The following is a 25832-nucleotide window of genomic DNA, read 5'->3' as shown; positions in this document are numbered from 1 at the left end:
AGGTCCGAGGTGGAAGCGTGGTGACACGTGCAGCTGACGGATACTAATCGATCGAGGACTTAACTTAAAACAAGCAATAAATCGTGTTCGTTGATGTCTTTCCTTCTTATCTAGTTTTGAAGGTGCAAACTTTTGATTTACCATTTAGGAAGTTCTGTTAAAACCGTTCACTTCCTATGAACGACACAGAACGACCTAAGTCCCGTAGGTCTGGTGGCAATAGCGAAGAGGCCACACCTGTTCCCATGCCGAACACAGCAGTTAAGCTCTTCAGCGCCCATGGTAGTTGGGGCTTTGCCCCTGCGAGAGTAGGACGCCGCCAGGCAAAAACAAAACACCCTTTAAGAGTTGATTCTCTTGAAGGGTGTTTTTTGTATCTCCCAAATCCGCCCCCTTTCTCTGAGGGGCGCTGTAATAAAGTGGCTGTTCCATTTATTTCATTAGAAGAAATAAATATTCATTTGATTATACAACCATCCAATTAGTAAAATAAAAAATAACTATCTTAATAGCCTTTGGTTTAGAAGTACTCATCTCCTAATAAAATAAATGAAACGGTAGTTAGAATTAGTAAGGAAAGGGTACATTAAGTAAAGATACATAGGGATAAGAGGGGGAGACAAATTGGATATAGCTGAATTGTTTAATGATGATTTTATATTAATGATCATCCGGATATCCGTTGCTCTATTACTATCCGGGTTGATAGGTTGGGAAAGGGAATGGAATAACCACGCAGCAGGATTTCGTACACATATCTTAGTGGGAGTCGGTTCCTGTTTAATGATGTTGTTATCCATTTATGGATTTGAAACTTTTATGGAAAAATACGACAATGTCAGATTTGATCCAGCTCGTATCCCTTCTTATGTTATAAGTGGAATTGGTTTTCTAGGCGCAGGTACCATAATGGTTCACGGAAAAAACATTCGCGGGTTAACAACTGCTGCGTCGGTATGGACGGTTGCAGGGTTAGGCTTAGTAGTAGGGGCAGGGATGTATAGCTTAGCAGTTCTAACCACAGTAATTATATTATTAAGCCTGATTTTTTTAAACCGCGTGGAGAATATCTTTTTAAAAAAGAGAAAAAATTTGCACATTCTCCTCATTGTAGAGGAAGGTTTAAGAATGGAAAGCCTTCTTCGAATTTTTGAAAAATTCAACTTAAAAATTGAAAAAATGGAGGTTGCGAGGGAGGATGAAGCTAGGAGTGTTTCTATAGAACTTTTAAACCGAACTCCCATTGATAAACATCAATTAATTGAAGAAATTTCGGCTCTAAAACATGTCAGCCAAGTAAAGGAAACATGACGCTAATTAAACAGTACGTCTAACCTGACAGGTGAAAGTTAATAATTTAATTAGAAAAGTTTATATTGTCCCCTTAAAGTAAAAGATATTAAGGAACGTTATATTTGCATCACTTGAAAAGTTGAGTATAATAAATGTAAAGTCAAAGATAGTCAAAGTCAAAGGCGAGGGGGGAGGGCAAATGAGTAATATATCTGATATTATCGAGAGTTATCTAAAAGAAATTCTTCAAGCAAATAAGCAAAACACAGTGGAAATTAAAAGAAGCGAAATAGCTGATCAATTTCAATGTGTGCCTTCTCAAATAAATTATGTGATTAAAACCCGCTTTACTGTGGAAAGAGGGTATATAGTCGAAAGTAAACGCGGCGGCGGAGGATACATCCGTATTATCCGCATCAAGGATGAAGATAAAGCAAAATTGATTGATGACATTATTAAGATGATCCAGCCGACAGTCACCCAGCAAGCAGCAGTAGATATCCTGGAAAGAATGCTGGAGGAAGAATTGATCACAAAGCGCGAAGCAAAAATGATGGCTGGAGCTATCGATAGAAGCACGCTCGCTTTTCAATTGCCTGTCCGGGACGAAGTAAGATCGCGTATTATGACTGCAATGCTATCAACTCTCAAATATTGAGGAAAAAAAGGGGGAGAGTGGTATGGAATGTCAGGAGTGCCATGAACGTCCAGCTACCTTGCATTTTTCAAAGATAGTAAACGGAAACAAAACAGAAGTGCACGTCTGTGAATATTGTGCTAAAGAAAAAGGTTACATGGGTTATGACGATGAAGCCTACTCTTTGCATAATTTATTATCTGGCTTGTTTAAGTTTGAAAGTACGGGCTTCAGTGACCAACAAGCAAATATTCCTGCACAGCAAGAGTTACAGTGCCCTAAATGCGGCATGAATTACCAAGAGTTTGCGAGAGTAGGGAAGTTTGGGTGTGCTCAATGCTATCAAACGTTTTCTGATAAGTTAAATCCTATTTTCCGTCGGGTCCACAGCGGGAATACTAACCACCACGGGAAAATTCCCACAAGAATAGGAAGCAGTATCCACCAAAAGAAACAATTGTTTGAGTATCGTGAGCAATTAAAACAATTGATTTCCAATGAGGAATTTGAACAAGCGGCAAAAGTCCGGGATCATATAAGGCAGTTAGAACAGGACCTCCACCATGATAGGGACGGTGAGGAAGAATGACATTGCAGCAATTTATGAATGAAGCCATCAGTCCATGGATGAAAGAACAAGGACCAGACAGTGATATTGTGATGAGCAGCCGTATTCGGTTAGCCAGAAACTTCGAACAGATTCCTTTTCCTATTATTGCTGAAAGTGACGACCTTGAGAAGGTTCTTACCTTTATTCACAACGAATACGAAAATAAATCATTTTCAACTTATAACGATTTGGCGCTTGTAAAAATGCGGGAGTTGAAACCAATCGAAAAAAGAGTTCTTGTAGAAAAGCACTTGATTAGCCCCCACTTGGCAGAAAATGATCAGGAAGCTGCAGCATTAATCTCCAAGAATGAACAAGTATCGGTCATGGTCAATGAAGAAGATCACATTCGAATACAATTATATTTTCCGGGTTTTCAGTTGGAAAAGGCTTTAGAACAGGCATTTACTTTTGATGACTGGCTGGAAGAGAAAATTAATTATGCTTTTGATGAAAATAGAGGCTATTTGACAAGTTGTCCTACAAATGTAGGAACAGGTATGCGCGCCTCGGTAATGATGCATCTGCCAGCTTTGGCACTCACTCAAAAAATCAACCGGATGATCCCGGCAATCAGCCAGCTGGGACTTGTCGTAAGAGGAATATATGGCGAGGGCAGTGAAGCGATAGGAAATATATTTCAAATATCGAACCAAATCACTTTGGGAAAATCTGAGCATGATATCGTACAGGATTTGCAAAGCGTGGTAAACCAGCTGATAAATCAAGAAAGAAAAGCACGGCAACTGTTGGTTGAACAGTCGGAAACGGAGTTAGAAGATCGGGTATTCCGATCTTACGGTATTTTACAGCATAGCCGTATCATTGAGTCGAAAGAGGCTGCCAAATGTTTGTCTGATGTCAGGCTTGGTATTGACGTCGGTTATATAGAGGATATTTCCAAAAGTATACTAAATGAGTTAATGATTTTGTCGCAGCCTGGATTTTTGCAACATTACGCACAAAAATCACTTTCACCTAAGGAGAGAGATATACTTAGGGCCTCATTGATTCGTGAACGTTTTAAACTAGAAAACTAACTTTGTAAGGAGGAAGACCTGATGATGTTTGGGCGATTTACTGAAAGAGCACAAAAGGTACTAGCCTTATCTCAAGAAGAGGCGGTTAGATTAGGGCATAATAACATAGGAACAGAACATATTTTATTAGGTTTGGTAAGAGAAGGAGAAGGGATAGCAGCTAAAGCTTTAAGTTCTCTCGGATTGGAAACCGAAAAAATCCAGGAAGAAGTCGAACAACTGATCGGCCGTGGACAAAAGGTTTCACAAACTATCCACTATACCCCTCGTGCTAAGAAAGTGATTGAATTATCCATGGATGAGGCAAGGAAACTCGGCCATTCTTATGTAGGAACTGAGCATATTCTGCTAGGGCTTATCCGTGAGGGAGAAGGAGTAGCAGCCAGGGTTCTTAATAACCTTGGTGTCAGCCTGAATAAAGCGCGTCAGCAAGTATTGCAATTATTGGGAAGCAACGAATCGGCAGCAGGTCAGCATGGGCGAAATGGTTCACAATCGGCAGCTGCTAATACGCCAACCTTGGATTCACTAGCGAGAGACTTAACCACTATTGCCAAAGAAGGCAATGTAGACCCTGTTATCGGACGGGGGAAAGAGATTGAGCGTGTTATCCAAGTGTTAAGCAGGCGAACGAAAAACAACCCGGTATTAATAGGGGAACCAGGTGTTGGTAAGACTGCAGTAGCAGAAGGATTGGCCCAAAAAATAGTTAACAATGATGTGCCGGAAATCTTAAGAGATAAACGTGTGATGACCTTGGATATGGGCACAGTAGTAGCAGGTACAAAGTATCGTGGTGAATTTGAAGACCGTTTGAAAAAAGTAATGGAAGAAATCCGTCAGGCGGGAAATATTATTCTATTCATCGATGAATTGCATACCCTTATCGGAGCGGGAGGAGCAGAAGGCGCAATAGATGCTTCCAACATTTTGAAACCTTCTCTGGCACGTGGAGAGCTTCAATGTATCGGTGCAACTACATTAGATGAGTACAGAAAATATATCGAAAAAGATGCAGCATTGGAGCGTCGTTTCCAGCCTATCCAAGTCGATGAACCAACAATGGATCAATCTACTCAAATTTTACGTGGATTACGGGATCGGTATGAAGCCCATCACCGCGTAACAATTACGGATGAAGCTATTGAAGCTGCAGTAACTTTGTCAGATCGTTATATTACTGACCGATTTTTACCAGATAAAGCTATTGATTTAATTGATGAAGCGGGTTCTAAAGTAAGGCTACGTTCTTACACTGCTCCGCCAAACTTAAAAGATTTGGAACAGAAATTAGAAGAGGTTCGCAAGGAAAAAGATGCAGCTGTACAAAGCCAGGAATTTGAGAAAGCTGCTTCGCTAAGGGACAGCGAACAACGATTAAGAGATGAACTAGAACAAACGAAAGATGAATGGAAAGAACAGCAAGGGCAGGAGAGTTCGGAAGTTACAGTCGAAGACATTGCCAGCGTCGTCTCTACTTGGACTGGTGTACCTGTCTCCAAGCTAACGAAAGATGAGAGTGAACGCCTACTCAACATGGAAGAGGTCCTTCACAATCGTGTGATTGGCCAGGAAGAGGCAGTCAAAGCTGTAGCTAAAGCTATTCGTCGTGCCCGGGCAGGATTAAAGGATCCTAAGCGTCCAATTGGTTCTTTTATCTTCCTGGGTCCTACTGGTGTCGGGAAAACGGAGTTAGCCAGAGCATTAGCTGATTCTATGTTCGGAGACGAAGAAGCGATGATTCGGATAGACATGTCCGAGTATATGGAAAAACATTCGACTTCGAGGCTTGTTGGTTCACCTCCTGGATACGTGGGCTACGAAGAGGGTGGACAGCTGACAGAGAAGGTAAGAAGAAAACCTTATTCTGTTGTCCTGCTTGACGAAGTGGAAAAAGCTCATCCGGAAGTATTCAATGTCTTACTTCAAGTGTTAGAAGATGGGCGTTTGACAGACTCTAAAGGCCGATTGGTCGATTTCCGTAACACCGTATTAATCATGACATCAAACGTCGGAGCCAGTGAGCTGAAACGGAATAAGTATGTAGGCTTCAATGTAGGTGATGAAGACCAGGGATACAAAGGCATGAGAGACAAGGTGATCGATGAACTTAAAAAAGCTTTCCGCCCGGAATTCTTAAATAGAATCGATGAAACCATTGTCTTTCATTCACTTGAAAGAAAGCATATGAATGAAATAGTCACATTAATGGCCCAAGAGCTGCAAAAAAGGCTGGCTGCCCAGGATATTGATTTTACTTTATCCGAAAAAGCAATTGAGAAAATCGCAAGTGAAGGGTTTGACCCTGAATATGGCGCACGTCCGCTACGCCGTTCTATTCAGAAAAACGTCGAGGATCTTTTATCTGAAGAATTATTAAAAGAAACAATCCAAAAAGGGCAAAAAGTTAAAATTGATGTAAATAAGAAAGATGAATTCAGTGTTACCGCTGAATAAAAATAAACAAAAGACTGAAAGATAGATGATCAAAAACGGAAGGCCGGTCCCTTCCGTTTTTTGGTTCCTTTGGTTACTATCAGAGAGATAGAGAAATTTAAATAAATTGATAGATGTCTGTAACTTGTTCGTTATCTCAATCGTATACAATAGGTGAGGAGAGATTTTAATTGGCAAAGAAAAAGACAAAGTATGTTTGCCAGGAATGCGGGTATGAAACACCGAAATGGATGGGAAAGTGCCCAGGATGTCATAATTGGAATACTTTTGTAGAGGAAGTAGAAGCTTCTCAATCTTCTTCCAGGCATACATTTCAAGTACAACCTTCCGCAAAGGCGAAACCAGAAAAAATCAACGCAATTAAGTCTGAAGAGGAACCGCGTGTGACCACGTCTATGCCTGAATTTAATCGGGTTTTAGGTGGAGGTATTGTCGCGGGGTCCTTAGTGTTAATTGGCGGAGACCCAGGCATTGGTAAGTCAACATTGCTTCTACAAGTTTCCTCCCAGCTAGCTGGTAAGCAAATGAATGTTTTGTATATATCTGGGGAGGAATCCGCCAGGCAGACGAAATTAAGGGCCGACCGCTTAGGGGTGCTTTCGGACAGTCTGTATGTATTAGCTGAAACGAACTTATTAGACATTGTTAATCAAATTGAACAGTTGAATCCCTCTTTTGTAGTTATTGACTCGATTCAGACTATATACCGGGAAGAGGTTACCAGTGCCCCTGGCAGCGTCTCACAAGTACGGGAATGTACAAGTGAACTAATGCGTATAGCTAAGAGTAAGGGAATACCAATTTTTATTGTCGGCCACGTAACAAAGGAAGGCTCGATAGCAGGGCCGCGGCTGCTGGAACATATGGTCGATGCTGTTTTATATTTTGAGGGCGAGCGGCATCATACATTTCGTATTTTGAGAGGTGTAAAGAACCGTTTTGGAAGTACCAATGAAATGGGAATTTTTGAAATGAAGGAAGAGGGTTTACGAGAGGTTAGTAATCCTTCAGAAATATTCCTTGAGGAACGTTCGCAAGGGGCAGCCGGCTCTACCGTAGTAGCTTCTATGGAAGGAAGCCGTCCTGTATTGGTAGAAATCCAGGCGCTTATTTCGCCAACCAGTTTTGGGAACCCCCGGCGGATGGCGACGGGAATTGACCATAACCGGGTCCCTCTGTTAATGGCTGTTTTAGAAAAAAGGGTCGGACTCATGCTTCAAAACCAGGATGCCTACGTTAAAGTAGCCGGAGGAGTTAAGTTGGATGAGCCTGCTATTGATTTAGCAGTTGCTGTGAGTATTGCCTCCAGCTTCAGGGATCAGGTTTCAAAGCCTGATGATGTTTTAATAGGTGAAGTAGGCTTAACAGGCGAGGTAAGAAGAGTTGCGCGCATCGACCAAAGAGTTCAGGAAGCTGCAAAATTAGGATTTCAGCGGGCAATTATTCCAAAGAAAAATCTGGATGGATGGACTCCCCCAGCAAATATCGAAATTGTGGGAGTAAATACTGTACACGAAGCGTTGAAAGCTACCCTGGGAGGAGACTAGAGGGAAGAGCCAAGACAATGGAGGTCTGCTGAAGTTTATAGCTGTTTATATACAGATATATTTAGTATCCCATCTATTTTGTTTTATGAGATTATCTCCTGCCACACCAGGGATTACAGCAGCGAATACATTTCTTTACATTGACTAACAGATTTCTCTGTGATAAAATCAATATTTTTGCTCATTTGACTGATTTTGTCAAGTGTGATAACTTATTTTTTAAGGATTCCACCTAGTTTACAAGTTATCATTACAGGCTATAACGGTGGTTTGGTTTTACTTAATTAAATGAAACTCTAATAATCAATGAATTCGGGGATAAAATTTATAAATTTGGAAATACTGACTCATAGGAGGTGACCTTTGGTGTTAAAAAGAATTGTACAGCTGTTTATTATTATAGCAGGTGGAACTATTGGGTATTTGTATATACCAGAAGTATTGAATTTACTAAATCTAACAAATGGAAACTGGGTAGAGTCACCATATGCGGGTCTAGTATTTGGGGCAATTATTCTATACTTAATATCATTTTGGCTGGTAGATTACATTGTTGACTTCTTGAGGTGGGTGGAAGAAACACTCATCAAAGCTCCGGTGGGAGACTTGTTATTTGGAAGTCTTGGACTAATCCTGGGGCTGTTAATTGCGTATTTAATAACAATACCAATCTTAGATATTGATATTAAGCTTGTTTCTCAAGTATTGCCGATTTTTGTGACATTTTTACTTGGCTATTTCGGTTTTCAAGTAGGGTTTAAACGTAGAGATGAATTTTTGAACTTGTTAACATTGGCAAAAAAAGAGAAGGAAAAAAATTCACAAACAGACGTGGAAGCAGATACCGAAAGTGCTCCCAAAGTAAAAATATTAGATACCAGCGTCATTATTGACGGAAGGATCGCTGATATTTGCCAAACAAGTTTCCTGGAAGGAACAGTATTGATTCCTCAATTTGTTCTGGAAGAACTACAGCATATTGCGGACTCTTCTGATGTTCTGAAAAGGAACCGCGGACGTCGGGGGCTTGATGTACTTAACAGAATGCAAAAAGACCTTCCTGTAAATGTAGAAATATATGAAGGCGATTTTGAAGAAATCCAGGAAGTAGACAGCAAGCTTGTTAAACTGGCAAAAGTGATCAATGGCATAGTGGTCACCAATGACTTTAACTTGAACAAAGTTTGTGAATTCCAACATGTGCAAGTATTGAATATTAATGATTTAGCTAATGCGGTGAAACCAGTGGTACTGCCGGGTGAAGAGTTAACTGTTCAAGTAATCAAGGATGGAAAGGAACATAACCAGGGCGTTGCTTACTTGGATGATGGAACGATGATAGTAGTGGAGGAAGGCAAGGATTATATTGGCAAAACGATCGAAGTTTTAATTACTAGCGTATTACAAACGTCGGCAGGCCGGATGATTTTTGCAAAACCGAAATTACTTGAAAAAGCATTATAAAAAAGGTATAACATATAGAGGAAAACAAAAGTGATAACATTATGTTATCGCTTTTGTTGCTTATTGGAGATTTAATTCGTTTTAGCAGTCTCAGTAAAATATTAGGAATAATACATAATGAAATAGCGTCGATACTTGAGGCTATCCAACTATATAAACATAGGATGGTAAAATAATGAGGAGTTATCATGCAATTGTATTGGCAGCTGGCCAAGGCAAACGGATGAAAGCCGGGGAAAACAAACAGTTCATAAAAATTAGAAACAAGCCGCTAATCATACATACTTTGGAATTGTTCAACCGGGACAGCTGGTGTACTTCTATCTCTTTGGTTGTTAATCCAAAAGAGGAAGAACGTATCCGTGATCTAATTAACAATACCGCTTTTCAAAAGAACGTCCAAATTGTAAAGGGTGGTAAAGAACGCCAGCAAAGCGTTTTTGAAGGTTTGAAAAGCATGGAAGGATACAGTGGAATGGTATTTATCCATGATGGAGCACGCCCTTTTGTCTCACTGGATAGTCTTCATGAATTAGCCGAGGCTACCTTTACGCATCAGGCAGCTTTGCTTGCGGTTCCTGTTACTGATACGATTAAACAAGTCAAAAACAATAAATTATTGGAAACACTTGATAGAAGTACACTGTGGGCAGCGCAAACACCCCAAGGCTTTCATTACGACATGATCTTTAAGGCGCATCAGCTCGCAGACGAACAGAATTACACAGGAACGGACGATGCTTCTCTCGTGGAACGAACGGGGCAGCAGGTCGAAATTGTGCAAGGAAGCTATGATAATATTAAAATTACGACACCGGAAGATTTAAAAAGAGCCCAGGCTTTTATTGATCCGGAAGAACCTGAAGAGAAAATATAACGAACCTATAAAGGAGATAATAAACATGTTTCGAATAGGACAGGGATTCGATGTCCATCAATTCGCTGAAGAACGCCCGTGTATTATCGGAGGAGTGCGTATTCCTTTTGAAAAAGGTTTATTGGGTCACTCAGATGCCGATGTGTTATTACATACTATTGCAGACGCATGCTTAGGAGCCATTGGTGAAGGAGATATCGGCAAGCATTTTCCGGATACTGATGCTGCTTTTAAAGATGCAGATTCTGAGAAGCTGCTGGCACATGTTTGGGAGATGGTGAAAGAAAAAGGTTACCTGTTGGGCAATCTCGATTGTACTATTATAGCCCAAGCGCCAAAAATGGCTCCTTACATTGATGAAATCAGGAAAAATGTCTCCAGAATTTTAGCAGTGGACCCTTCGCAAGTTAATATCAAAGCAACCACTACAGAAAAATTAGGTTTTACGGGCAGAAAAGAAGGAATTGCTTCCCAAGCAGTCATCTTACTGCGTAATAATCAACAATAGCCACTTACAATGGTAAAATGATATTAGAATGGAAAAGAAGGATCAGCACAAAAAGCCGAAGTTACTTTTCTTATCTTTTAAAGAAGAAATCAACGTACCGATATAGTGTACAGAGAGTTTGATCAAAGGAAGGAGCTAGACTGTTATGACAAAGGAAGTAAGAGTTCGTTATGCCCCAAGTCCGACTGGCAATTTGCACATAGGGAATGCCCGTACAGCTTTATTTAATTATTTATATGCACGCCATTTAGGCGGAAAGTTTATTATTAGAACGGAAGATACGGATGAAAAAAGAAACGTTGCTGGTGGCGAGGAAAGTCAACTTAACTACTTGAAATGGCTTGGCATAGAATGGGACGAAGGCGCAGATATTGGTGGCGAGTTCGGTCCATATCGACAAACGGAACGGTTGGATATTTACCAAAAGTACGTAGATGAATTATTGGAACGCGGATTGGCTTATAAATGCTATATGACTACAGAGGAACTGGAACAGGAACGCGAGGAGCAACGAGCGAATGGGCAAGTTCCTAAGTATTCGGGAGCGCACAGTAATTTGTCTGAAGAAGAAATTCAACAATTCGAAGCAGAAGGGCGTCAGCCGAGCATTCGTTTTCGAGTGCCAAAGGATGTTACGTATAAATTCGATGATATTGTCCGAGGCGAAATCACGTTTGAGTCCAGTGACTTTGGCGACTGGGTAATCGTAAAGAAAAATGGGATTCCTACCTATAATTTTGCTGTGGCCATTGACGATCACTTAATGGGGATTTCCCATGTACTCCGCGGGGAAGAGCATATCTCAAATACACCAAAGCAAATGATGATATATGATGCCTTCAATTGGGAGCTGCCGCAGTTTGGTCATATGACGTTAATATTAAATGAGAACCGGAAAAAATTAAGTAAACGGGATGAACATATTCTGCAATTTATTGAACAATATAAAAACCTTGGTTATTTGCCAGAGGCGCTGTTTAACTTTATCACCCTGCTGGGTTGGTCCCCTGTCGGAGAAGAAGAGATTTTCAATAAGGAGCAATTCATTGAAATGTTCGACCCAGAGCGGTTATCGACTTCGCCAGCCATCTTTGATCCGCAAAAGCTGAAGTGGATGAATAACCAGTACATCAAAGCGGCTGATTTTGACCATGTGGTTAAGTTGAGCCTGCCTCATTTGATCCACGCGGAAAGACTGCCGGGCAATATGGATAAAGACCAGGAGGATTGGGCGTTAGAGTTAATTGGCCTTTATAAGGAGCAATTAAGCTACGGAGCAGAGATTGTAGAGCTTACGGAGCTTTTCTTCCAGGAAGAAATCAAATATAGTGAGGAAGCTCTTACAGTGTTAAGAGAGGAACAGGTACCTGAAGTGCTTACAGCATTTGCTGAAAATCTTGCTTCCAGTGAAGAATTCACCCCGGAAGCAATTAAGGCACAGATAAAAGCCACGCAGAAACAAACGAAGCAAAAAGGGAAGAAGTTATTTATGCCAATTCGAGTAGCCACAACTGGACAAGCACATGGACCTGAACTACCTAATGCCATCCACTTGTTAGGGAAAGAAACAGTTATCAAAAGGCTGCATTCTGCTGTGGATCAAATAAAAGGATAAAAACTTCACATTTCCACAAAAATGTAATATAGTAATACTACAAATTTGAACGTCGAAGAGGAGAAGTAAAAAGCACCGGTCTTAGCCAGAGAGAATCACCATCGGCTGAAAGTGATTTTAAGGACGGACTTTTGAAATGCACCTCTGAGTCCCTTGTTGAATTAAGTAGATAAGGGCGGGTCTCTGCCGTTAACCGGAGCCTGAGTTGGGGGGATTGTCCCTCAAACAGAGTGGAACCGCGCCAAAGCGTCTCTGTGTTTATGCACAGAGGCGTTTTTTTGATGAATCACATCGTTGATTTTTAATTTATATAGGATATCAGCGGTTTCGCAAATTTTTGGCAGCTTGCCAACTTCTGCCGATTGGCTTGTCGCCATGTTAAGGGAATCTACCATGGAAGGAGGCGGGACGGTATGGGTTTTTTCAAAATGTTGAAAGAAGATATTGGGGTTGTGTTTGATCAAGATCCGGCTGCTCGCACCTATATAGAAGTGATTTTAACTTATTCAGGACTGCATGCTATATGGTCTCATCGGCTGGCTCATGCATTTTATAATTACAAATTTTATTTTATTGCCCGGGTAATTTCACAATTGAGCCGTTTTTTCACCGGAATTGAAATTCACCCAGGGGCAAAGATAGGCAAAAGGTTTTTTATCGACCATGGCATGGGCGTTGTCATAGGTGAAACGTGTGAAATTGGTGATAATGTAACGATTTTTCAGGGAGTGACTTTGGGGGGGACCGGTAAAGAAAAGGGGAAAAGGCATCCCACCATTAAGAATAATGCACTAATTGCCACAGGAGCTAAAGTATTGGGATCTATTATGATTGGAGAAAGCTCCAAGGTTGGGGCTGGATCGGTTGTTTTGCATGATGTCCCGGACCATTCCACAGTTGTTGGAATACCAGGGCGGATAGTAATCCAAAATGGAGAGAGGGTTAGGAGAGATCTGGACCATCATAAATTACCGGACCCCATTTCTGAATTGCTGAAGGAAATGGACTCGGAAATTCGGGAAATGAGAGACGAATTGGATCAGCTAAAAGGAGTGAAAAGTAATGGCAATACACGTGTATAATACGCTGACTCGGCAAAAGGAATTATTTAAAACAATAGAAGAGGGCAAAGTAAGGATGTATGTCTGCGGACCAACTGTCTATAATTATATTCACATAGGCAATGCCCGGCCTGCCATTGTTTTTGATACAGTAAGGAGGTACCTCGAATACCGAGGGTTTGACGTCAATTATGTATTGAATTTCACCGATGTAGACGACAAGATTATCAAGGCAGCCAATCAGCTTGGCGAGGAGGTTCCTGAGATATCGCAGCGCTTCATTGATGCTTACAAAAATGATGTTGCAGCCTTAGGGGTCAAGGAAGCTGTCGAGCACCCACGTGTAACGGAAAGCATGGATGAAATCATTGCATTCATCTCCGTATTGATCGACAAGGGCCATGCCTATGAGGCTGGTGGTGATGTTTATTTTCGAACACGCTCATTTGATAACTATGGAAAACTATCCCATCAGTCCATTGATGAATTGCGTTCCGGTGCAAGAATTCAGATTGGTGAAAAGAAAGAGGACCCATTAGATTTCGCCTTGTGGAAGCAAGCGAAACCGGAGGAAATTTCCTGGGAGGCGCCTTGGGGTGAGGGACGTCCGGGCTGGCATATTGAATGCTCGGCAATGGCAAAGAAATATCTTGGAGAAACGATTGATATTCATGCAGGTGGTCAAGATTTAGCCTTCCCCCACCACGAAAACGAAATAGCTCAATCAGAAGCAGGCAATGGCCAACAGTTCGCCAATTACTGGATGCATAATGGTTATATTAATATAGATAATGAAAAAATGTCCAAATCGCTTGGGAATTTCGTGCTGGCCCATGATTTAATCAAACAACATGACCCGCAAGTCGTCAGGTTCTTCATGTTGAGTGTTCACTACCGCCATCCTATCAATTTTAGCGAGGCTTTACTGGATAGTGCCAAAAATAGTCTTGATCGAATAAAAAATGCTTATTTAAATTTAGAGCACCGCAAGCAATCAAGCACAAATTTGGATGAGAGCAAGCAGGAATGGCTGCAAAAAACAGAAGAATATCAAAAGAGATTCATCGAGGAAATGGATGATGATTTCAATACTGCTAACGCTATTGCTGTATTGTTTGATATCGCTAAAGATGCTAACGTCTACTTACAGTCGCGCCATACATCAGAAGAAGTCATTGACAGCCTGATGAAGGTGCTGGAGGAACAGAGCGAGGTCCTTGGCATAAACCTTAAAACAGAAGAAGAACTGCTAGATCAAGAAGTAGAATCATTAATCGAAAAAAGAATCGAAGCAAGAAAAAACCGTGAGTTCGATGTAGCAGATCAAATTCGTGACGATCTGAAAAAACGGGGGATTATCCTGGAAGATACTCCGCAAGGCACACGTTGGAAACGGGGGTAAGGCCCATGACAGAAATAGAGATTAAGCAGATGAAAAGCCTAACACTAGCTTACATGGGTGATGCTGTCTATGAAATTTATGTACGCCGCCATCTAATTAGTAAAGGCAGCGTAAAGCCGGATCAATTACATCGTTCAGCAGTTGCTTTCGTATCAGCCAAGTCACAAGCTAAAGTTATACTTGAATGGTTGGGGAAACAGGAATTAACAGAAGAAGAGCAGGGCATTGTCCGGAGAGGGAGAAATGCTAAATCTGGAACAGTGCCCAAAAACACCGATGTACAAACTTATCGTTATAGTACGGCATTTGAAGCTTTGCTTGGCTATTTATACCTGGACGGTAAAGAAGAAAGGCTGCAGCAGCTCATAAATTCAGCGATAGAATATGTAGAAGAAAGGAGATGAATGAATATGCCAGAAGAATGGGTTATTGGAAAGAATCCTGTGATGGAAGCATTAAAGTCTGGACGTTCGATTAATAAAGTACTGGTCTCTGACCAATTGCAGCGCCAGGCTTTACAAAAAATTCAATCCCTAGCCAGAACAGGCGGAACAACCGTCCAGCAAGTACCAAAGCGAAAAATCGATCAAATGGTAGAAGGAAACCACCAGGGTGTAGCTGCTTCAGTGGCTGCATATCAATATAGTGAATTGGAAGATTTGTTTGCGGTGGCAGAAAAAAGGGGAGAAGCTCCGTTTTTTATGATTTTGGATGAAATAGAAGACCCGCATAATTTAGGATCCATCTTACGGACAGCAGATGCTGCCGGTGTCCATGGCGTGATTATTCCAAAGCGCCGTTCCGTTGGCTTGACGTCTACTGTGGCCAAAACATCAGCTGGGGCTATTGAATACATTCCTGTAGCTAGAGTGACGAATGTTGCCAAGACTATTGATGAGTTGAAAGAAAGTAATGTCTGGATCGTAGGCACAGCTGCCGATGGCTCAGAAGATTACCGGGAATTGGATGGAAATATGCCAGTCGCTTTAGTAATAGGTAATGAAGGCAAAGGAATGAGCCGTTTAGTTAAGGAAAAATGCGATTGGACAGTAAGGCTATCAATGAAAGGGAAAGTATCTTCTTTAAATGCATCAGTGGCAGCAGGTCTGCTTATGTATGAAGTCTATAGAAAACGGCATCCAATTGGTGAATAAGCGATGGTTGTATTAGTAGTAGACGGTTATAACATTATTGGGGCATGGGAAGAACTGAAAGAATTAAAAGATCATGATCTTTCCCAGGCTCGTGATCTTTTAATAGCCAAGATGGCTGAATACCAAGCTTATAAGGGTGACAGGGTGATCATCGTATTTGATGCTTACTATGTTCAAGGATTGGAAAAGAAGCAGCAGAATTATAAAGTAGAAGTAATTTTCACCAAGGAAAAAGAAACTGCTGATGAATGTATTGAGCGGCTAATCAAAGAGCTCAAAAATGTAAAAAACCAAGTATATGTAGCGACTTCGGACTTTACGGAGCAAAGGACAATTTTTGCCCAGGGAGCACTCAGAAAGTCTGCAAGAGAGCTGTATATAGAAACCCAAAACATTGAAAAAGAAATAGAAGACGAATTAAAAATGTATCGAAAAATCCAAACATCTACAAAAATCCCCATTAAAAAAGATATATTAGAAGTATTTGAAAAATGGCGAAGAGGTGGCAGATAGTTTTACCAGTTATTGACGATTGTGAAACGCTTACTGTATAATAATGTCTATATATTCAACGGCAGTATAGTCGGGGGGAATCCTGGGTGACCATCATACACAAGGAGACAGACAATCAGGAGTTAAACTACGAAATTCTTGAAGATGATGAACTTATCGAGTTAGTTCATAACGGCCAAAGCTACGCCTTGGACTATTTGATTAACAAGTATCGGAATTTCGTAAGAGCGAAGGCACGAACCTATTTCCTGATTGGGGCGGACAGGGAAGATATTGTGCAAGAGGGCATGATCGGGTTATATAAAGCGATTAGAGACTATAAAGGAGACAAGTTGTCATCTTTTAAAGCATTTGCTGAATTATGTATCACCCGGCAAATTATCACCGCTATTAAAACAGCTACCAGGCAAAAGCACATTCCTTTGAATTCCTATGTCTCGTTGGACAAGCCTATTTATGATGAAGAGTCAGACAGGACACTCATGGATGTTATTGCTGGTTCAAAAGCAGTCGATCCCCAAGAACTTATCATCAATCAAGAAAAGTTCGGAGATATGGAATGCAAAATGTCAGAATTGTTAAGCGACTTAGAGCAGCAAGTGCTGACCCTTTACTTGGATGGAAGGTCTTACCAGGAAATCTCCGTCGAATTGAAACGGCATGTTAAATCAATAGACAATGCATTACAAAGGGTAAAAAGAAAATTAGAAAGATACCTGGAAGTAAGTGAAATCAGTTTATAAGCATGACGTTGACAGGCTTATGCAACCGTGCTACATTTGTAAGGGATAAACCCTAAAGCGGGGTGACATAGTGAGACGTAAAGTTGTATTAGCCTGTGCGAAATGTTTAAGCAGAAACTATAGCACAGATAAGAATAAATCGGAGAATTCCGGGCGATTGGAAGTTCGAAAGTTTTGTAAAAGATGTGGAGCTCATACCCTGCATCGGGAAACGAAATAAGGAAAAGCCTGTCTGTAGGCCTAAGTTTGGGGGTACAAGCATGAAACTTATCACATTCTTTAAAAATGTTTCAAGAGAAATGAAGAAAGTAAGCTGGCCAAAAGGTCGAGAGTTAACTAGTTATACGATCACTGTTGTTAGTACAGTTGCATTTGTAGCCGTGTTTTTTGCAATAATCGATCTGGGAATTACTGAAATTCTTAATCTATTTTTTGAATAATCGTTACTAGTTTATGCTATAATAAAGATAATCATAACTTTTACCAGTCAAAACCCGTTGATACGGGTTTTTTAAATTGGCGGAAATATAGATCTCAATAAGGGAGGGAAGGGCAAGGATATTGTCCTGATAACATGGAAAAAAATTGGTATGTAGTCCACACCTATTCTGGATATGAAAACAAAGTGAAGACGAATTTAGAAAAGCGCTTAGAATCAATGGGAATGGAAGATAAAATCTTTCGTGTCCTAGTGCCAGAAGACGAGGAGACGGAAATCAAGAACGGAAAAAAGAAAGTGGCGAAAAAGAAAGTATTCCCTGGTTACGTATTGGCGGAAATGATCATGACAGATGATTCTTGGTATGTAGTGCGGAATACTCCAGGGGTGACAGGATTCGTAGGTTCCACCGGCGCCGGCTCAAAACCTATCCCTCTCTTGCAGGAAGAAGTAGAATTCATTCTTAAACGTATGGGAATGCAGGAACAGGTTACGGAAGTAGACTTCGAAGAAAAAGAAAGTGTTCGGGTGACCGATGGCCCGTTCACTAATTTTACCGGTTCGATAGAACATATCGATCTTGATAAACAGAAAGTCAAAGTTCATGTCAACATGTTCGGAAGAGAAACTCCTGTCGAATTAGAATTCTCCCAAATCGAAAAGTTATAAGAAAAGCGAAGGCGGCCGATCAGCTGCGAAAGCAGTGGACCGAACCGAAGGAGATAAAGGAAACATGCCCCTTCTTAGGGGTATGCCGACGTTGGGCGCAAAGTCCGTTCTTAGTCGGCCTTCCTCAAAGGGCGAATGGATGTTGAACTTATCGGGGCAGGGAGTTGTTGACTAAAACAGCAGTATTAAAACAACCCCTTGCAATTTGTGCGTAAAGATGCTAAAATTCTTATGTTCTTTATGCCCCGAGTATAAAGCTATAATTGAGTGGGAGGGGAAAACCCTATTACCACATCACGGACTTTAAGGAGGTGTGTCTCGTGGCTAAAAAAGTAATTAAAGTTGTTAAACTTCAAATCCCTGCAGGGAAAGCAAACCCGGCACCGCCAGTTGGACCGGCATTGGGTCAAGCAGGCGTTAACATCATGGGATTTTGTAAGGAATTTAATGCCCGTACGCAAGATCAAGCTGGTATGATTATTCCGGTAGAAATTACGGTTTTTGAAGACCGTTCATTTACATTTATCACAAAAACTCCGCCTGCTGCTGTACTTCTAAAGAAAGCAGCTGGAATCGAAACTGGATCAGGTGAACCAAATCGTAATAAAGTTGCGACTGTAAAGCGTGACAAAGTAAAAGAAATTGCGGAAACGAAAATGCCTGATCTAAATGCTGCTAACGTGGAAGCGGCTATGCGTATGGTCGAAGGAACAGCGCGTAGTATGGGGATTGTCATCGAAGACTAATCTTGCAGCGACTCTTATTTAGAGCAGAAGGTTGCGATGGTGGCGGTAAAGCCTTTCGCAACCTTTTTGCAGGATAAGAATAATGGATTGCATTTGCGATCTACAGCGTGGGCCGGCGTAGTGATTTTTAAAGAAAATTGGCGCCGAAGCCTGTTCCGCTTTTTAAAGTGGGAGGTATAACCGTTAAAACCACAATCAAGGAGGAAAAAAACAATGGCTAAGAAAACCAAAAAACAACAAGAAGCACTAAAGCTTGTTGATCGTACAAAAGCTTATGAAATAAAAGAAGCGGTTGAGTTAGTAAAGCAAACTGCTAAAGCGAACTTTGATGAAACAGTAGAAGCAGCTTTCCGTTTGGGAGTAGACCCTAAGAAAGCTGACCAGCAGCTGCGCGGTGCAATGGTATTGCCGCATGGTACTGGTAAAACTCAACGTGTGTTAGTATTTGCTAAAGGCGACAAAGCTAAAGAAGCTGAAAATGCTGGAGCAGATTACGTAGGAGAGCAAGATCTTATTGCTAAAATCAACCAAGGTTGGTTTGATTTCGATGTAGTTGTAGCTACTCCGGACATGATGGCTGAAGTCGGTAAATTAGGACGTGTATTAGGGCCTAAAGGATTAATGCCTAACCCGAAAACAGGAACTGTTACCTTTGAAGTGGAAAAAGCAGTACAAGAAATTAAAGCTGGTAAAGTAGAATACCGCGTCGACAAATCATCAAACGTGCATGTGCCGATCGGTAAAGTCTCTTTCGACCTTGAAAAGCTTGTTGAAAACTTCGAAGCTATTACTGATACTTTGGTGAAGGCTAAACCACAGGCTTCTAAAGGGATTTATATGCGTAACGCTTCTGTAGCGTCTACCATGGGTCCTGGAGTAAAAGTAGACGTTTCAAGTTTCGTGCGATAAAAAACTATTGACTTATGAAAGACACTCAGATATAATTTACAACGTTGCATAAGTTAAAGTAACCAAATATATACGTTATACCGTAGACAGCAGGTGCTCTCTAGAGCTTAATTTCCTGCCGAGGTGTGTGAATAGAAAAGATAACCAGCGGATGGTTATCTCATCGAAAACAGAGCCTCCAAGTCTACTTGGAGGCTCTTTTTCATTGCCTTTTCTTGTTTCGACAATAACATCTAACGGTATGATGAAAAGTCAATAGGAGGTGGAATAATGTCAAGAACAATTGAGCACAAAAAACAAGTTGTAACTGAAATTGCAGACAAGTTCCGTGAAAGCCAATCAACAATTCTAGTCGATTATCGCGGACTTGACGTTTCTGAAGTAACTGAACTTCGTACGCAGCTTCGTGAAGCTGGTGTAGAGTTTAAAGTTTACAAAAACACAATGACCCGCCGTGCGGCAGAAGAAGCTGATTTGGCTGAGCTAAACGATCAATTAGTTGGACCGACTGCTATTGCGTTCAGTAACGATGATGTAGTTGCCCCTGCTAAAATCCTTAACAATTTTGCTAAGGAACACGAGGCTCTGGAAATCAAAGCCGGCATCATTGAAGGTAGTGTTGCAACACTTGAACAAATCAAGGAACTTGCAGATCTTCCAAACTACGAAGGTATGCTTTCTATGCTGCTTAGCGTGCTTCAAGCACCTGTACGTAACTTTGCTTACGCTACAAAAGCAGTGGCAGAACAAAAAGAAGAACAAGGCGCTTAATTACCACCTTCATGTAAGGTGGCCCGTTAAAAGGCCTTTTGTCGAAGCATCGTAAAATATAATAAAATTTCCAAGGAGGAAGTAAACATGTCTAAAGAACAAATTATTGATCAAATTAAAGAAATGTCAGTTCTTGAATTGAATGACCTTGTTAAAGCTATTGAAGAAGAATTTGGAGTAACTGCTGCTGCACCGGTTGCTGCTGCAGGAGCTGCTGGCGGCGGAGAAGCTGCTGCAGAACAAACTGAATTTGATGTTGTTCTTGAAAGTGCTGGATCTTCAAAAATTAAAGTTGTTAAAGCAGTTCGTGAAATCACTGGTCTTGGACTTAAGGATGCTAAAGATCTTGTAGATAATGCTCCAGGAGCAATCAAAGAAGGCATTGCTAAAGAAGAAGCTGAAGAAATGAAAACTAAGCTTGAAGAAGCAGGCGCATCTGTAGAATTGAAGTAAGTAAGTATAAAAGCTCGCCTTAACCGGCGGGCTTTTATTTCACTTAAAACCTTAAATGATTTTTCATCTGAATATTAACCTCATATCCTATGAGTAACTTTTAAAGAGAAAAGCAGGTGCTTATTATGTCCGAGCATTATTTCTCCCGAACTCCGAAATCGGAGAGTGATCCACAAACATGGAGTTACGAGTTAAGAGGGAATCGGTTTTCCTTTACTACTGATCAAGGGGTGTTTTCTAAGAAGGAAGTAGATTTTGGATCTCGCACTTTAATCGAAGCTTTTGTCGAACCCGGGATTGAAGGTCGGTTTTTGGACTTAGGCTGTGGTTATGGACCGATAGGACTATCCTTGGCGAAAGCCTTTCCTCAACGCCATGTGACTTTAAGTGATATTAATGAAAGGGCGCTGGACTTGGCTAGACAGAATGCCTTGGCGAATAATATCGAAAATGTGAATTTTAAAATCAGTGATCGTCTCCAATCCTTCCGAAACGAAACATTTTCAGCTATAGTAACCAATCCTCCAATTCGTGCGGGGAAAAAAGTGATTTACGATATGTTTGAGGAAAGTTTTGAAGCATTGCTTTCCAAAGGTGAATTAACGATAGTGATACAGAAAAAGCAGGGAGCCCCCTCAGCCCAAAAGAAATTAGACGAGTTGTTTGGGAATGTGGAAACACTGAAGAAAGATAAGGGTTATTATATTTTTAGATCTATAAAAGAATAACGATAAATAAAGCTATCTAGAAACTGTTGTGTAAAATCTTGCAGTTGACTCGCAGTTTCTGCTGTGGTAATATTAAAAAATGCCAATAGGCGACTTCCCTTGTCAAGGGTTATTTTCAAAAAAAGATGTATAATCTTATTGATAAAGGAAATAATGGTGAAATCGGCAAAATTTCCCTTTATTATCATAGCTTGCTTCTCAAGCTAGCGAAATGAAGGAGTAATTTAACGTTTTCCCTTTTTAAAAAAATTTAAATTTTTTTAAATGGATTTTAGCATTTATAAGCACAATCAGCTGCAAGGCTGCGAATCTAACGTTAGATGGATGAAAATTGTGATACAACATTCGCCCGTTGCGAATGTCTAAATAAGAATCTTGTGATAGATGTATGACGGTCACAAGTTTGTTCGGTATGTTTGCCGGACAATTTTGCGCTTATTGAAGCAGTCGATTGCAATCATCGGGCTGCAAGAAAGATAAGGGCAGTAACTGCTTGCCTTAAAGTAGTATAGCTATGGCGTCTTACATAAGAGAGCCAGGAAGTTTCTACTATCAACTTTTACAGGCATGCAGCGTTTTTCTAATTCTTGATTTGAGGGGTGAATCAGTTGACAGGTCAACTAGTTCAGTATGGACGACACCGCCAACGTAGAAGTTATGCACGCATTAGTGAAGTACTAGAATTACCAAATCTAATCGAGATACAAACCGCTTCTTATGATTGGTTTCTAGAAGAAGGTTTACGAGAAATGTTCCAGGATATTTCTCCAATAGAAGACTTCACAGGGAATTTATCTTTGGAATTTGTGGATTACAGTCTAGGGGATCCCAAATATCCTGTCGATGAGTCCAAAGAAAGAGACGTTACTTACAACGCTCCTCTTCGTGTCAAAGTTCGTTTGTTGAATAATGAAACAGGCGAAGTGAAAGAGCAAGAAGTATTCATGGGCGATTTCCCGCTTATGACAGATACAGGGACCTTTGTTATCAATGGTGCTGAACGAGTTATTGTTTCGCAATTAGTTCGTTCGCCTAGTGTCTACTATAGTGAAAAACATGACAAAAACGGTAAAAGGGGCTATACGGCTACCGTAATCCCGAACCGTGGCGCTTGGTTGGAATTTGAAACCGATGCAAAAGATGTTGTCCATGTTCGTATCGACCGTACAAGAAAGCTTCCGATTACGGTTCTTTTGCGTGCACTCGGTTTTGGTACCGATCAAGAAATCATTGACTTACTTGGAGACAATGAATACTTAAAGAATACGTTGGAAAAGGACAACACGGAAAACAGTGAAAAGGCATTGCTTGAAATATACGAGCGCCTGCGTCCTGGAGAACCACCGACAGTTGATAATGCAAAGAGTCTTCTTGTTTCACGGTTCTTCGATCCAAAGAGATATGACCTTGCCCACGTTGGGCGTTACAAGATGAATAAAAAACTTCATATAAAGAACCGTTTATTCAATCAAGTATTAGCAGAGACATTAGTTGATGAAGAAACTGGAGAAGTGCTAGCGCAAAAAGGCGACAAAATTGACCGCCGGCTTCTAGATAAACTATTGCCGCACCTCGAAGGCGGAGAAGAAAACTTCGGTGACGATGTGCTTGAGCCGCATGATGGAGTGCTTGAAGAACCAATTAAGATACAGTCAATCAAGATTGTTGATCCAACGGATCCAGAAGGTGAAAGAACGCTTAACGTCATTGGCAATGGCAATGTAGATAAAAGCGTGAAAAATATAGCGCCTGCTGATATCCTGGCTGCTATCAGCTATTTCTTTAATCTGTTGCATCAAGTTGGCGGAACTGATGATATTGACCATTTGGGAAATCGAAGGCTTCGTTCGGTAGGGGAGCTTTTACAAAACCAATTCCGTATCGGCTTATCCAGAATGGAACGTGTTGTTCGTGAACGGATGTCCATCCAGGATACATCCTCAATCACGCCACAACAGTTGATCAATATCAGACCTGTTATAGCTTCGATTAAAGAATTCTTTGGAAGCTCCCAGCTTTCCCAGTTTATGGACCAAACGAATCCATTGGCGGAGTTAACGCATAAACGTCGTTTGTCTGCCCTCGGACCAGGTGGTTTAACAAGGGAACGTGCAGGGATGGAAGTACGTGACGTTCACTATTCCCATTATGGGCGTATGTGTCCAATTGAAACGCCAGAGGGGCCAAACATCGGTCTGATTAACTCTTTGTCATCTTATGCAAAAGTAAACAAATTTGGGTTCATTGAAACACCTTACCGCCGTGTTGATTTAGAAACTGGCAGGGTAACAGAACACATTGATTACTTAACTGCTGATGAAGAGGACAACTATGTAGTTGCTCAGGCAAATGCGCGTCTGAACGAAGACTGGTCATTTACTGACGAAGAGGTAATCGCAAGATTCCGAGGAGAAAACACTGCTGTCCCTCGTGACCGCATTGATTATATGGACGTATCGCCTAAGCAGGTAGTATCAGCTGCAACAGCTTGTATTCCTTTCTTGGAAAACGATGACTCCAATCGTGCGTTGATGGGTGCGAACATGCAGCGACAGGCTGTTCCGTTGATGCAGCCGGAAGCACCGACAGTAGGTACTGGAATGGAATATGTTAATGGTAAAGATTCCGGAGCTGCAGTTATTTGTAAGCATGAAGGTATTGTAGAAAGAGTAGAAGCGAAAGAAGTTTATGTTCGCCGTATCTCTGAAGTGGATGGAAGACAAGTCGAAGGTGACTTAGACCGCTATCGCTTACAGAAGTTCATTCGTTCCAACCAGGGAACTTGTTATAACCAGCGCCCGATTGTTAGTGTCGGCAACCATGTCACCAAAGGCGAAGTTCTTGCAGACGGTCCTTCTATGGAGGATGGAGAGCTCGCCCTAGGCCGAAATGTACTTGTCGGATTTATGACTTGGGAAGGCTATAACTATGAAGATGCTATTATCATGAGTGAACGCTTAGTGAAAGATGATGTTTATACTTCCATCCATATTGAAGAATATGAATCTGAAGCAAGGGATACCAAGTTAGGGCCGGAAGAGATTACGAGAGATATTCCTAACGTAGGGGAAGACGCTTTAAGAGACCTTGATGAGAGGGGGATTATCCGCGTCGGAGCTGAAGTTGGCGACGGAGATTTGCTTGTAGGCAAGGTAACCCCTAAAGGTGTAACTGAGCTATCTGCAGAAGAGCGGTTATTACATGCTATTTTTGGAGAAAAAGCTAGGGAAGTAAGAGATACTTCATTGAGAGTTCCCCATGGAGCTGGCGGTATCGTACTTGATGTGAAAATTTTCAACCGTGAAGATGGAGATGAATTGCCTCCGGGAGTCAACCAGCTTGTCCGTGTTTATATCGTTCAGAAGCGTAAAATCTCTGAAGGGGACAAAATGGCAGGCCGTCACGGTAACAAAGGTGTTATATCGAAAATTTTACCAGAAGAGGATATGCCGTTCTTGCCGGACGGAACTCCGATAGATATTATGCTTAACCCATTAGGCGTACCTTCCCGAATGAATATCGGACAGGTATTGGAACTGCACCTGGGAATGGCAGCAAGGCAGCTTGGCCTTCATGTCGCGACTCCGGTATTTGATGGAGCAAGAGAAGAAGACGTTTGGGAAACACTTGAAGAAGCCGGAATGCCTCGTGATGCTAAAACCGTTTTATATGATGGCAGATCAGGTGAGCCGTTCGACAACCGTGTATCCGTTGGTGTCATGTATATGATCAAGCTGGCTCATATGGTAGACGATAAATTGCACGCACGTTCTACAGGACCTTATTCTCTAGTGACACAACAGCCATTGGGCGGTAAAGCTCAGTTTGGCGGTCAGCGTTTCGGAGAGATGGAGGTATGGGCGCTTGAAGCATATGGAGCCGCTTATACTCTACAGGAAATCCTGACGGTGAAGTCGGATGATGTAGTAGGACGGGTGAAAACATATGAAGCTATCGTCAAAGGCGACAATGTTCCAGAACCAGGCATTCCTGAATCCTTTAAAGTGTTGATTAAAGAATTGCAAAGTCTTGGCATGGATGTAAAAATGCTTTCAGCCGATGAAGAAGAAATTGAGCTTAGGGATATTGAAGAAGAAGATACCCAATCAGCAGATAATCTAAATCTAGAAGTTGAAGAAAGCTAAGTTCAATTCTATGGTTAGAGTTCTATGCTTAGGTTAAAACCTGGATACTAA

The 25832-nt window shown here is 41.3% G+C and carries 25 protein-coding genes, 1 rRNA gene and 2 other annotated features; all 26 genes read left to right on the top strand.

Features of this window, described 5'->3' with window-relative positions; genetic code table 11:
* Positions 1 to 209 precede the first annotated feature (209 nt).
* The 26 genes from rrf to rpoB all read left to right on the top strand — a co-directional run bounded on the left by rrf (position 210) and on the right by rpoB (position 25781).
* Positions 210 to 325 (top strand): 5S ribosomal RNA (gene rrf, locus BLR93_RS17295).
* A gap of 338 nt (positions 326 to 663) precedes the next feature.
* Entirely contained in the window at positions 664 to 1311 is a 648-nt protein-coding gene (locus BLR93_RS17290; protein ID WP_093217382.1) for an MgtC/SapB family protein, read from the top strand.
* Positions 1312 to 1492: 181 nt separating this feature from the next.
* Positions 1493 to 1951: a CtsR family transcriptional regulator gene (locus tag BLR93_RS17285; protein WP_093217377.1), complete on the top strand. Its 459-nt coding sequence runs from the start codon at positions 1493 to 1495 to the stop codon at positions 1949 to 1951.
* Positions 1952 to 1973: 22 nt separating this feature from the next.
* Positions 1974 to 2519: a protein-arginine kinase activator protein McsA gene (gene mcsA, locus BLR93_RS17280; protein ID WP_093217375.1), complete on the top strand. Its 546-nt coding sequence runs from the start codon at positions 1974 to 1976 to the stop codon at positions 2517 to 2519.
* Entirely contained in the window at positions 2516 to 3580 is a 1065-nt protein-coding gene (gene mcsB, locus BLR93_RS17275) for a protein-arginine kinase McsB (RefSeq protein WP_093217372.1), read from the top strand. Before mcsA ends, mcsB begins: the two co-directional genes overlap by 4 nt.
* A gap of 21 nt (positions 3581 to 3601) precedes the next feature.
* Positions 3602 to 6037, top strand: coding sequence for an ATP-dependent protease ATP-binding subunit ClpC (clpC, locus tag BLR93_RS17270; RefSeq protein WP_093217371.1), 2436 nt, complete (start codon positions 3602 to 3604; stop codon positions 6035 to 6037).
* Positions 6038 to 6207: 170 nt separating this feature from the next.
* On the top strand, positions 6208 to 7584 hold the full coding sequence (gene radA, locus BLR93_RS17265) for a DNA repair protein RadA (RefSeq protein ID WP_093217368.1): 1377 nt from the start codon (positions 6208 to 6210) through the stop codon (positions 7582 to 7584).
* Between the two features lie 366 nt (positions 7585 to 7950).
* Entirely contained in the window at positions 7951 to 9048 is a 1098-nt protein-coding gene (locus tag BLR93_RS17260; protein WP_093217366.1) for a PIN/TRAM domain-containing protein, read from the top strand.
* A gap of 175 nt (positions 9049 to 9223) precedes the next feature.
* The gene (gene ispD / locus BLR93_RS17255; protein WP_093217363.1) at positions 9224 to 9925 is read left to right on the top strand and encodes a 2-C-methyl-D-erythritol 4-phosphate cytidylyltransferase; all 702 of its coding nucleotides are present in this window, start codon (positions 9224 to 9226) and stop codon (positions 9923 to 9925) included.
* A gap of 25 nt (positions 9926 to 9950) precedes the next feature.
* Positions 9951 to 10433: a 2-C-methyl-D-erythritol 2,4-cyclodiphosphate synthase gene (gene ispF / locus BLR93_RS17250; RefSeq protein WP_093217360.1), complete on the top strand. Its 483-nt coding sequence runs from the start codon at positions 9951 to 9953 to the stop codon at positions 10431 to 10433.
* 145 nt (positions 10434 to 10578) lie between these two features.
* Positions 10579 to 12048 carry a glutamate--tRNA ligase gene (gene gltX, locus BLR93_RS17245; protein ID WP_093217357.1) on the top strand — a complete coding sequence of 490 codons (1470 nt, stop codon included), beginning with the start codon at positions 10579 to 10581 and terminating at the stop codon, positions 12046 to 12048.
* A gap of 43 nt (positions 12049 to 12091) precedes the next feature.
* Positions 12092 to 12305, top strand: a binding site (T-box leader).
* A 156-nt stretch (positions 12306 to 12461) separates the two neighbouring features.
* Complete coding sequence (cysE, locus tag BLR93_RS17240) at positions 12462 to 13130, top strand: serine O-acetyltransferase (RefSeq protein ID WP_093217355.1); 669 nt, start codon at positions 12462 to 12464, stop codon at positions 13128 to 13130.
* Positions 13111 to 14511: a cysteine--tRNA ligase gene (gene cysS / locus BLR93_RS17235; protein WP_093217352.1), complete on the top strand. Its 1401-nt coding sequence runs from the start codon at positions 13111 to 13113 to the stop codon at positions 14509 to 14511. The genes cysE and cysS overlap by 20 nt, the downstream gene beginning before the upstream one ends.
* 5 nt (positions 14512 to 14516) lie before the next feature.
* On the top strand, positions 14517 to 14915 hold the full coding sequence (locus BLR93_RS17230; protein WP_093217350.1) for a Mini-ribonuclease 3: 399 nt from the start codon (positions 14517 to 14519) through the stop codon (positions 14913 to 14915).
* Positions 14916 to 14921: 6 nt separating this feature from the next.
* Entirely contained in the window at positions 14922 to 15665 is a 744-nt protein-coding gene (gene rlmB, locus BLR93_RS17225; RefSeq protein ID WP_093217347.1) for a 23S rRNA (guanosine(2251)-2'-O)-methyltransferase RlmB, read from the top strand.
* Between the two features lie 3 nt (positions 15666 to 15668).
* Complete coding sequence (locus tag BLR93_RS17220) at positions 15669 to 16178, top strand: NYN domain-containing protein (protein WP_093217344.1); 510 nt, start codon at positions 15669 to 15671, stop codon at positions 16176 to 16178.
* An 86-nt stretch (positions 16179 to 16264) separates the two neighbouring features.
* The gene (sigH, locus tag BLR93_RS17215) at positions 16265 to 16921 is read left to right on the top strand and encodes an RNA polymerase sporulation sigma factor SigH (RefSeq protein WP_093217341.1); all 657 of its coding nucleotides are present in this window, start codon (positions 16265 to 16267) and stop codon (positions 16919 to 16921) included.
* Between the two features lie 70 nt (positions 16922 to 16991).
* Entirely contained in the window at positions 16992 to 17141 is a 150-nt protein-coding gene (gene rpmG / locus BLR93_RS17210) for a 50S ribosomal protein L33 (protein WP_093217338.1), read from the top strand.
* Positions 17142 to 17181: 40 nt separating this feature from the next.
* Entirely contained in the window at positions 17182 to 17361 is a 180-nt protein-coding gene (secE, locus tag BLR93_RS17205; protein ID WP_093217336.1) for a preprotein translocase subunit SecE, read from the top strand.
* Positions 17362 to 17495: 134 nt separating this feature from the next.
* A complete protein-coding gene (gene nusG / locus BLR93_RS17200; protein WP_093217333.1) occupies positions 17496 to 18029 on the top strand; it encodes a transcription termination/antitermination protein NusG in 534 nt (177 codons plus the stop codon).
* Between the two features lie 320 nt (positions 18030 to 18349).
* On the top strand, positions 18350 to 18775 hold the full coding sequence (gene rplK / locus BLR93_RS17190) for a 50S ribosomal protein L11 (RefSeq protein ID WP_139184437.1): 426 nt from the start codon (positions 18350 to 18352) through the stop codon (positions 18773 to 18775).
* A 213-nt stretch (positions 18776 to 18988) separates the two neighbouring features.
* Complete coding sequence (gene rplA / locus BLR93_RS17185; protein WP_093217327.1) at positions 18989 to 19684, top strand: 50S ribosomal protein L1; 696 nt, start codon at positions 18989 to 18991, stop codon at positions 19682 to 19684.
* A gap of 62 nt (positions 19685 to 19746) precedes the next feature.
* Positions 19747 to 19897: a sequence feature (ribosomal protein L10 leader region), on the top strand.
* Between the two features lie 57 nt (positions 19898 to 19954).
* Positions 19955 to 20455 carry a 50S ribosomal protein L10 gene (gene rplJ, locus BLR93_RS17180; RefSeq protein WP_093217324.1) on the top strand — a complete coding sequence of 167 codons (501 nt, stop codon included), beginning with the start codon at positions 19955 to 19957 and terminating at the stop codon, positions 20453 to 20455.
* Between the two features lie 87 nt (positions 20456 to 20542).
* Entirely contained in the window at positions 20543 to 20908 is a 366-nt protein-coding gene (gene rplL / locus BLR93_RS17175) for a 50S ribosomal protein L7/L12 (protein WP_093217321.1), read from the top strand.
* Between the two features lie 125 nt (positions 20909 to 21033).
* Positions 21034 to 21636: a class I SAM-dependent methyltransferase gene (locus tag BLR93_RS17170; protein WP_093217319.1), complete on the top strand. Its 603-nt coding sequence runs from the start codon at positions 21034 to 21036 to the stop codon at positions 21634 to 21636.
* A 608-nt stretch (positions 21637 to 22244) separates the two neighbouring features.
* A complete protein-coding gene (gene rpoB, locus BLR93_RS17160) occupies positions 22245 to 25781 on the top strand; it encodes a DNA-directed RNA polymerase subunit beta (protein ID WP_093217314.1) in 3537 nt (1178 codons plus the stop codon).
* Positions 25782 to 25832: the final 51 nt, after the last annotated feature.

It is taken from the genome of Sediminibacillus albus (assembly GCF_900101125.1).
Classification (GTDB): Bacteria; Bacillota; Bacilli; order Bacillales; family Amphibacillaceae; genus Sediminibacillus; species Sediminibacillus albus.
Note: the sequence above shows the minus strand (reverse complement) of the source record. Positions and strands in the feature narration are given on the sequence as shown.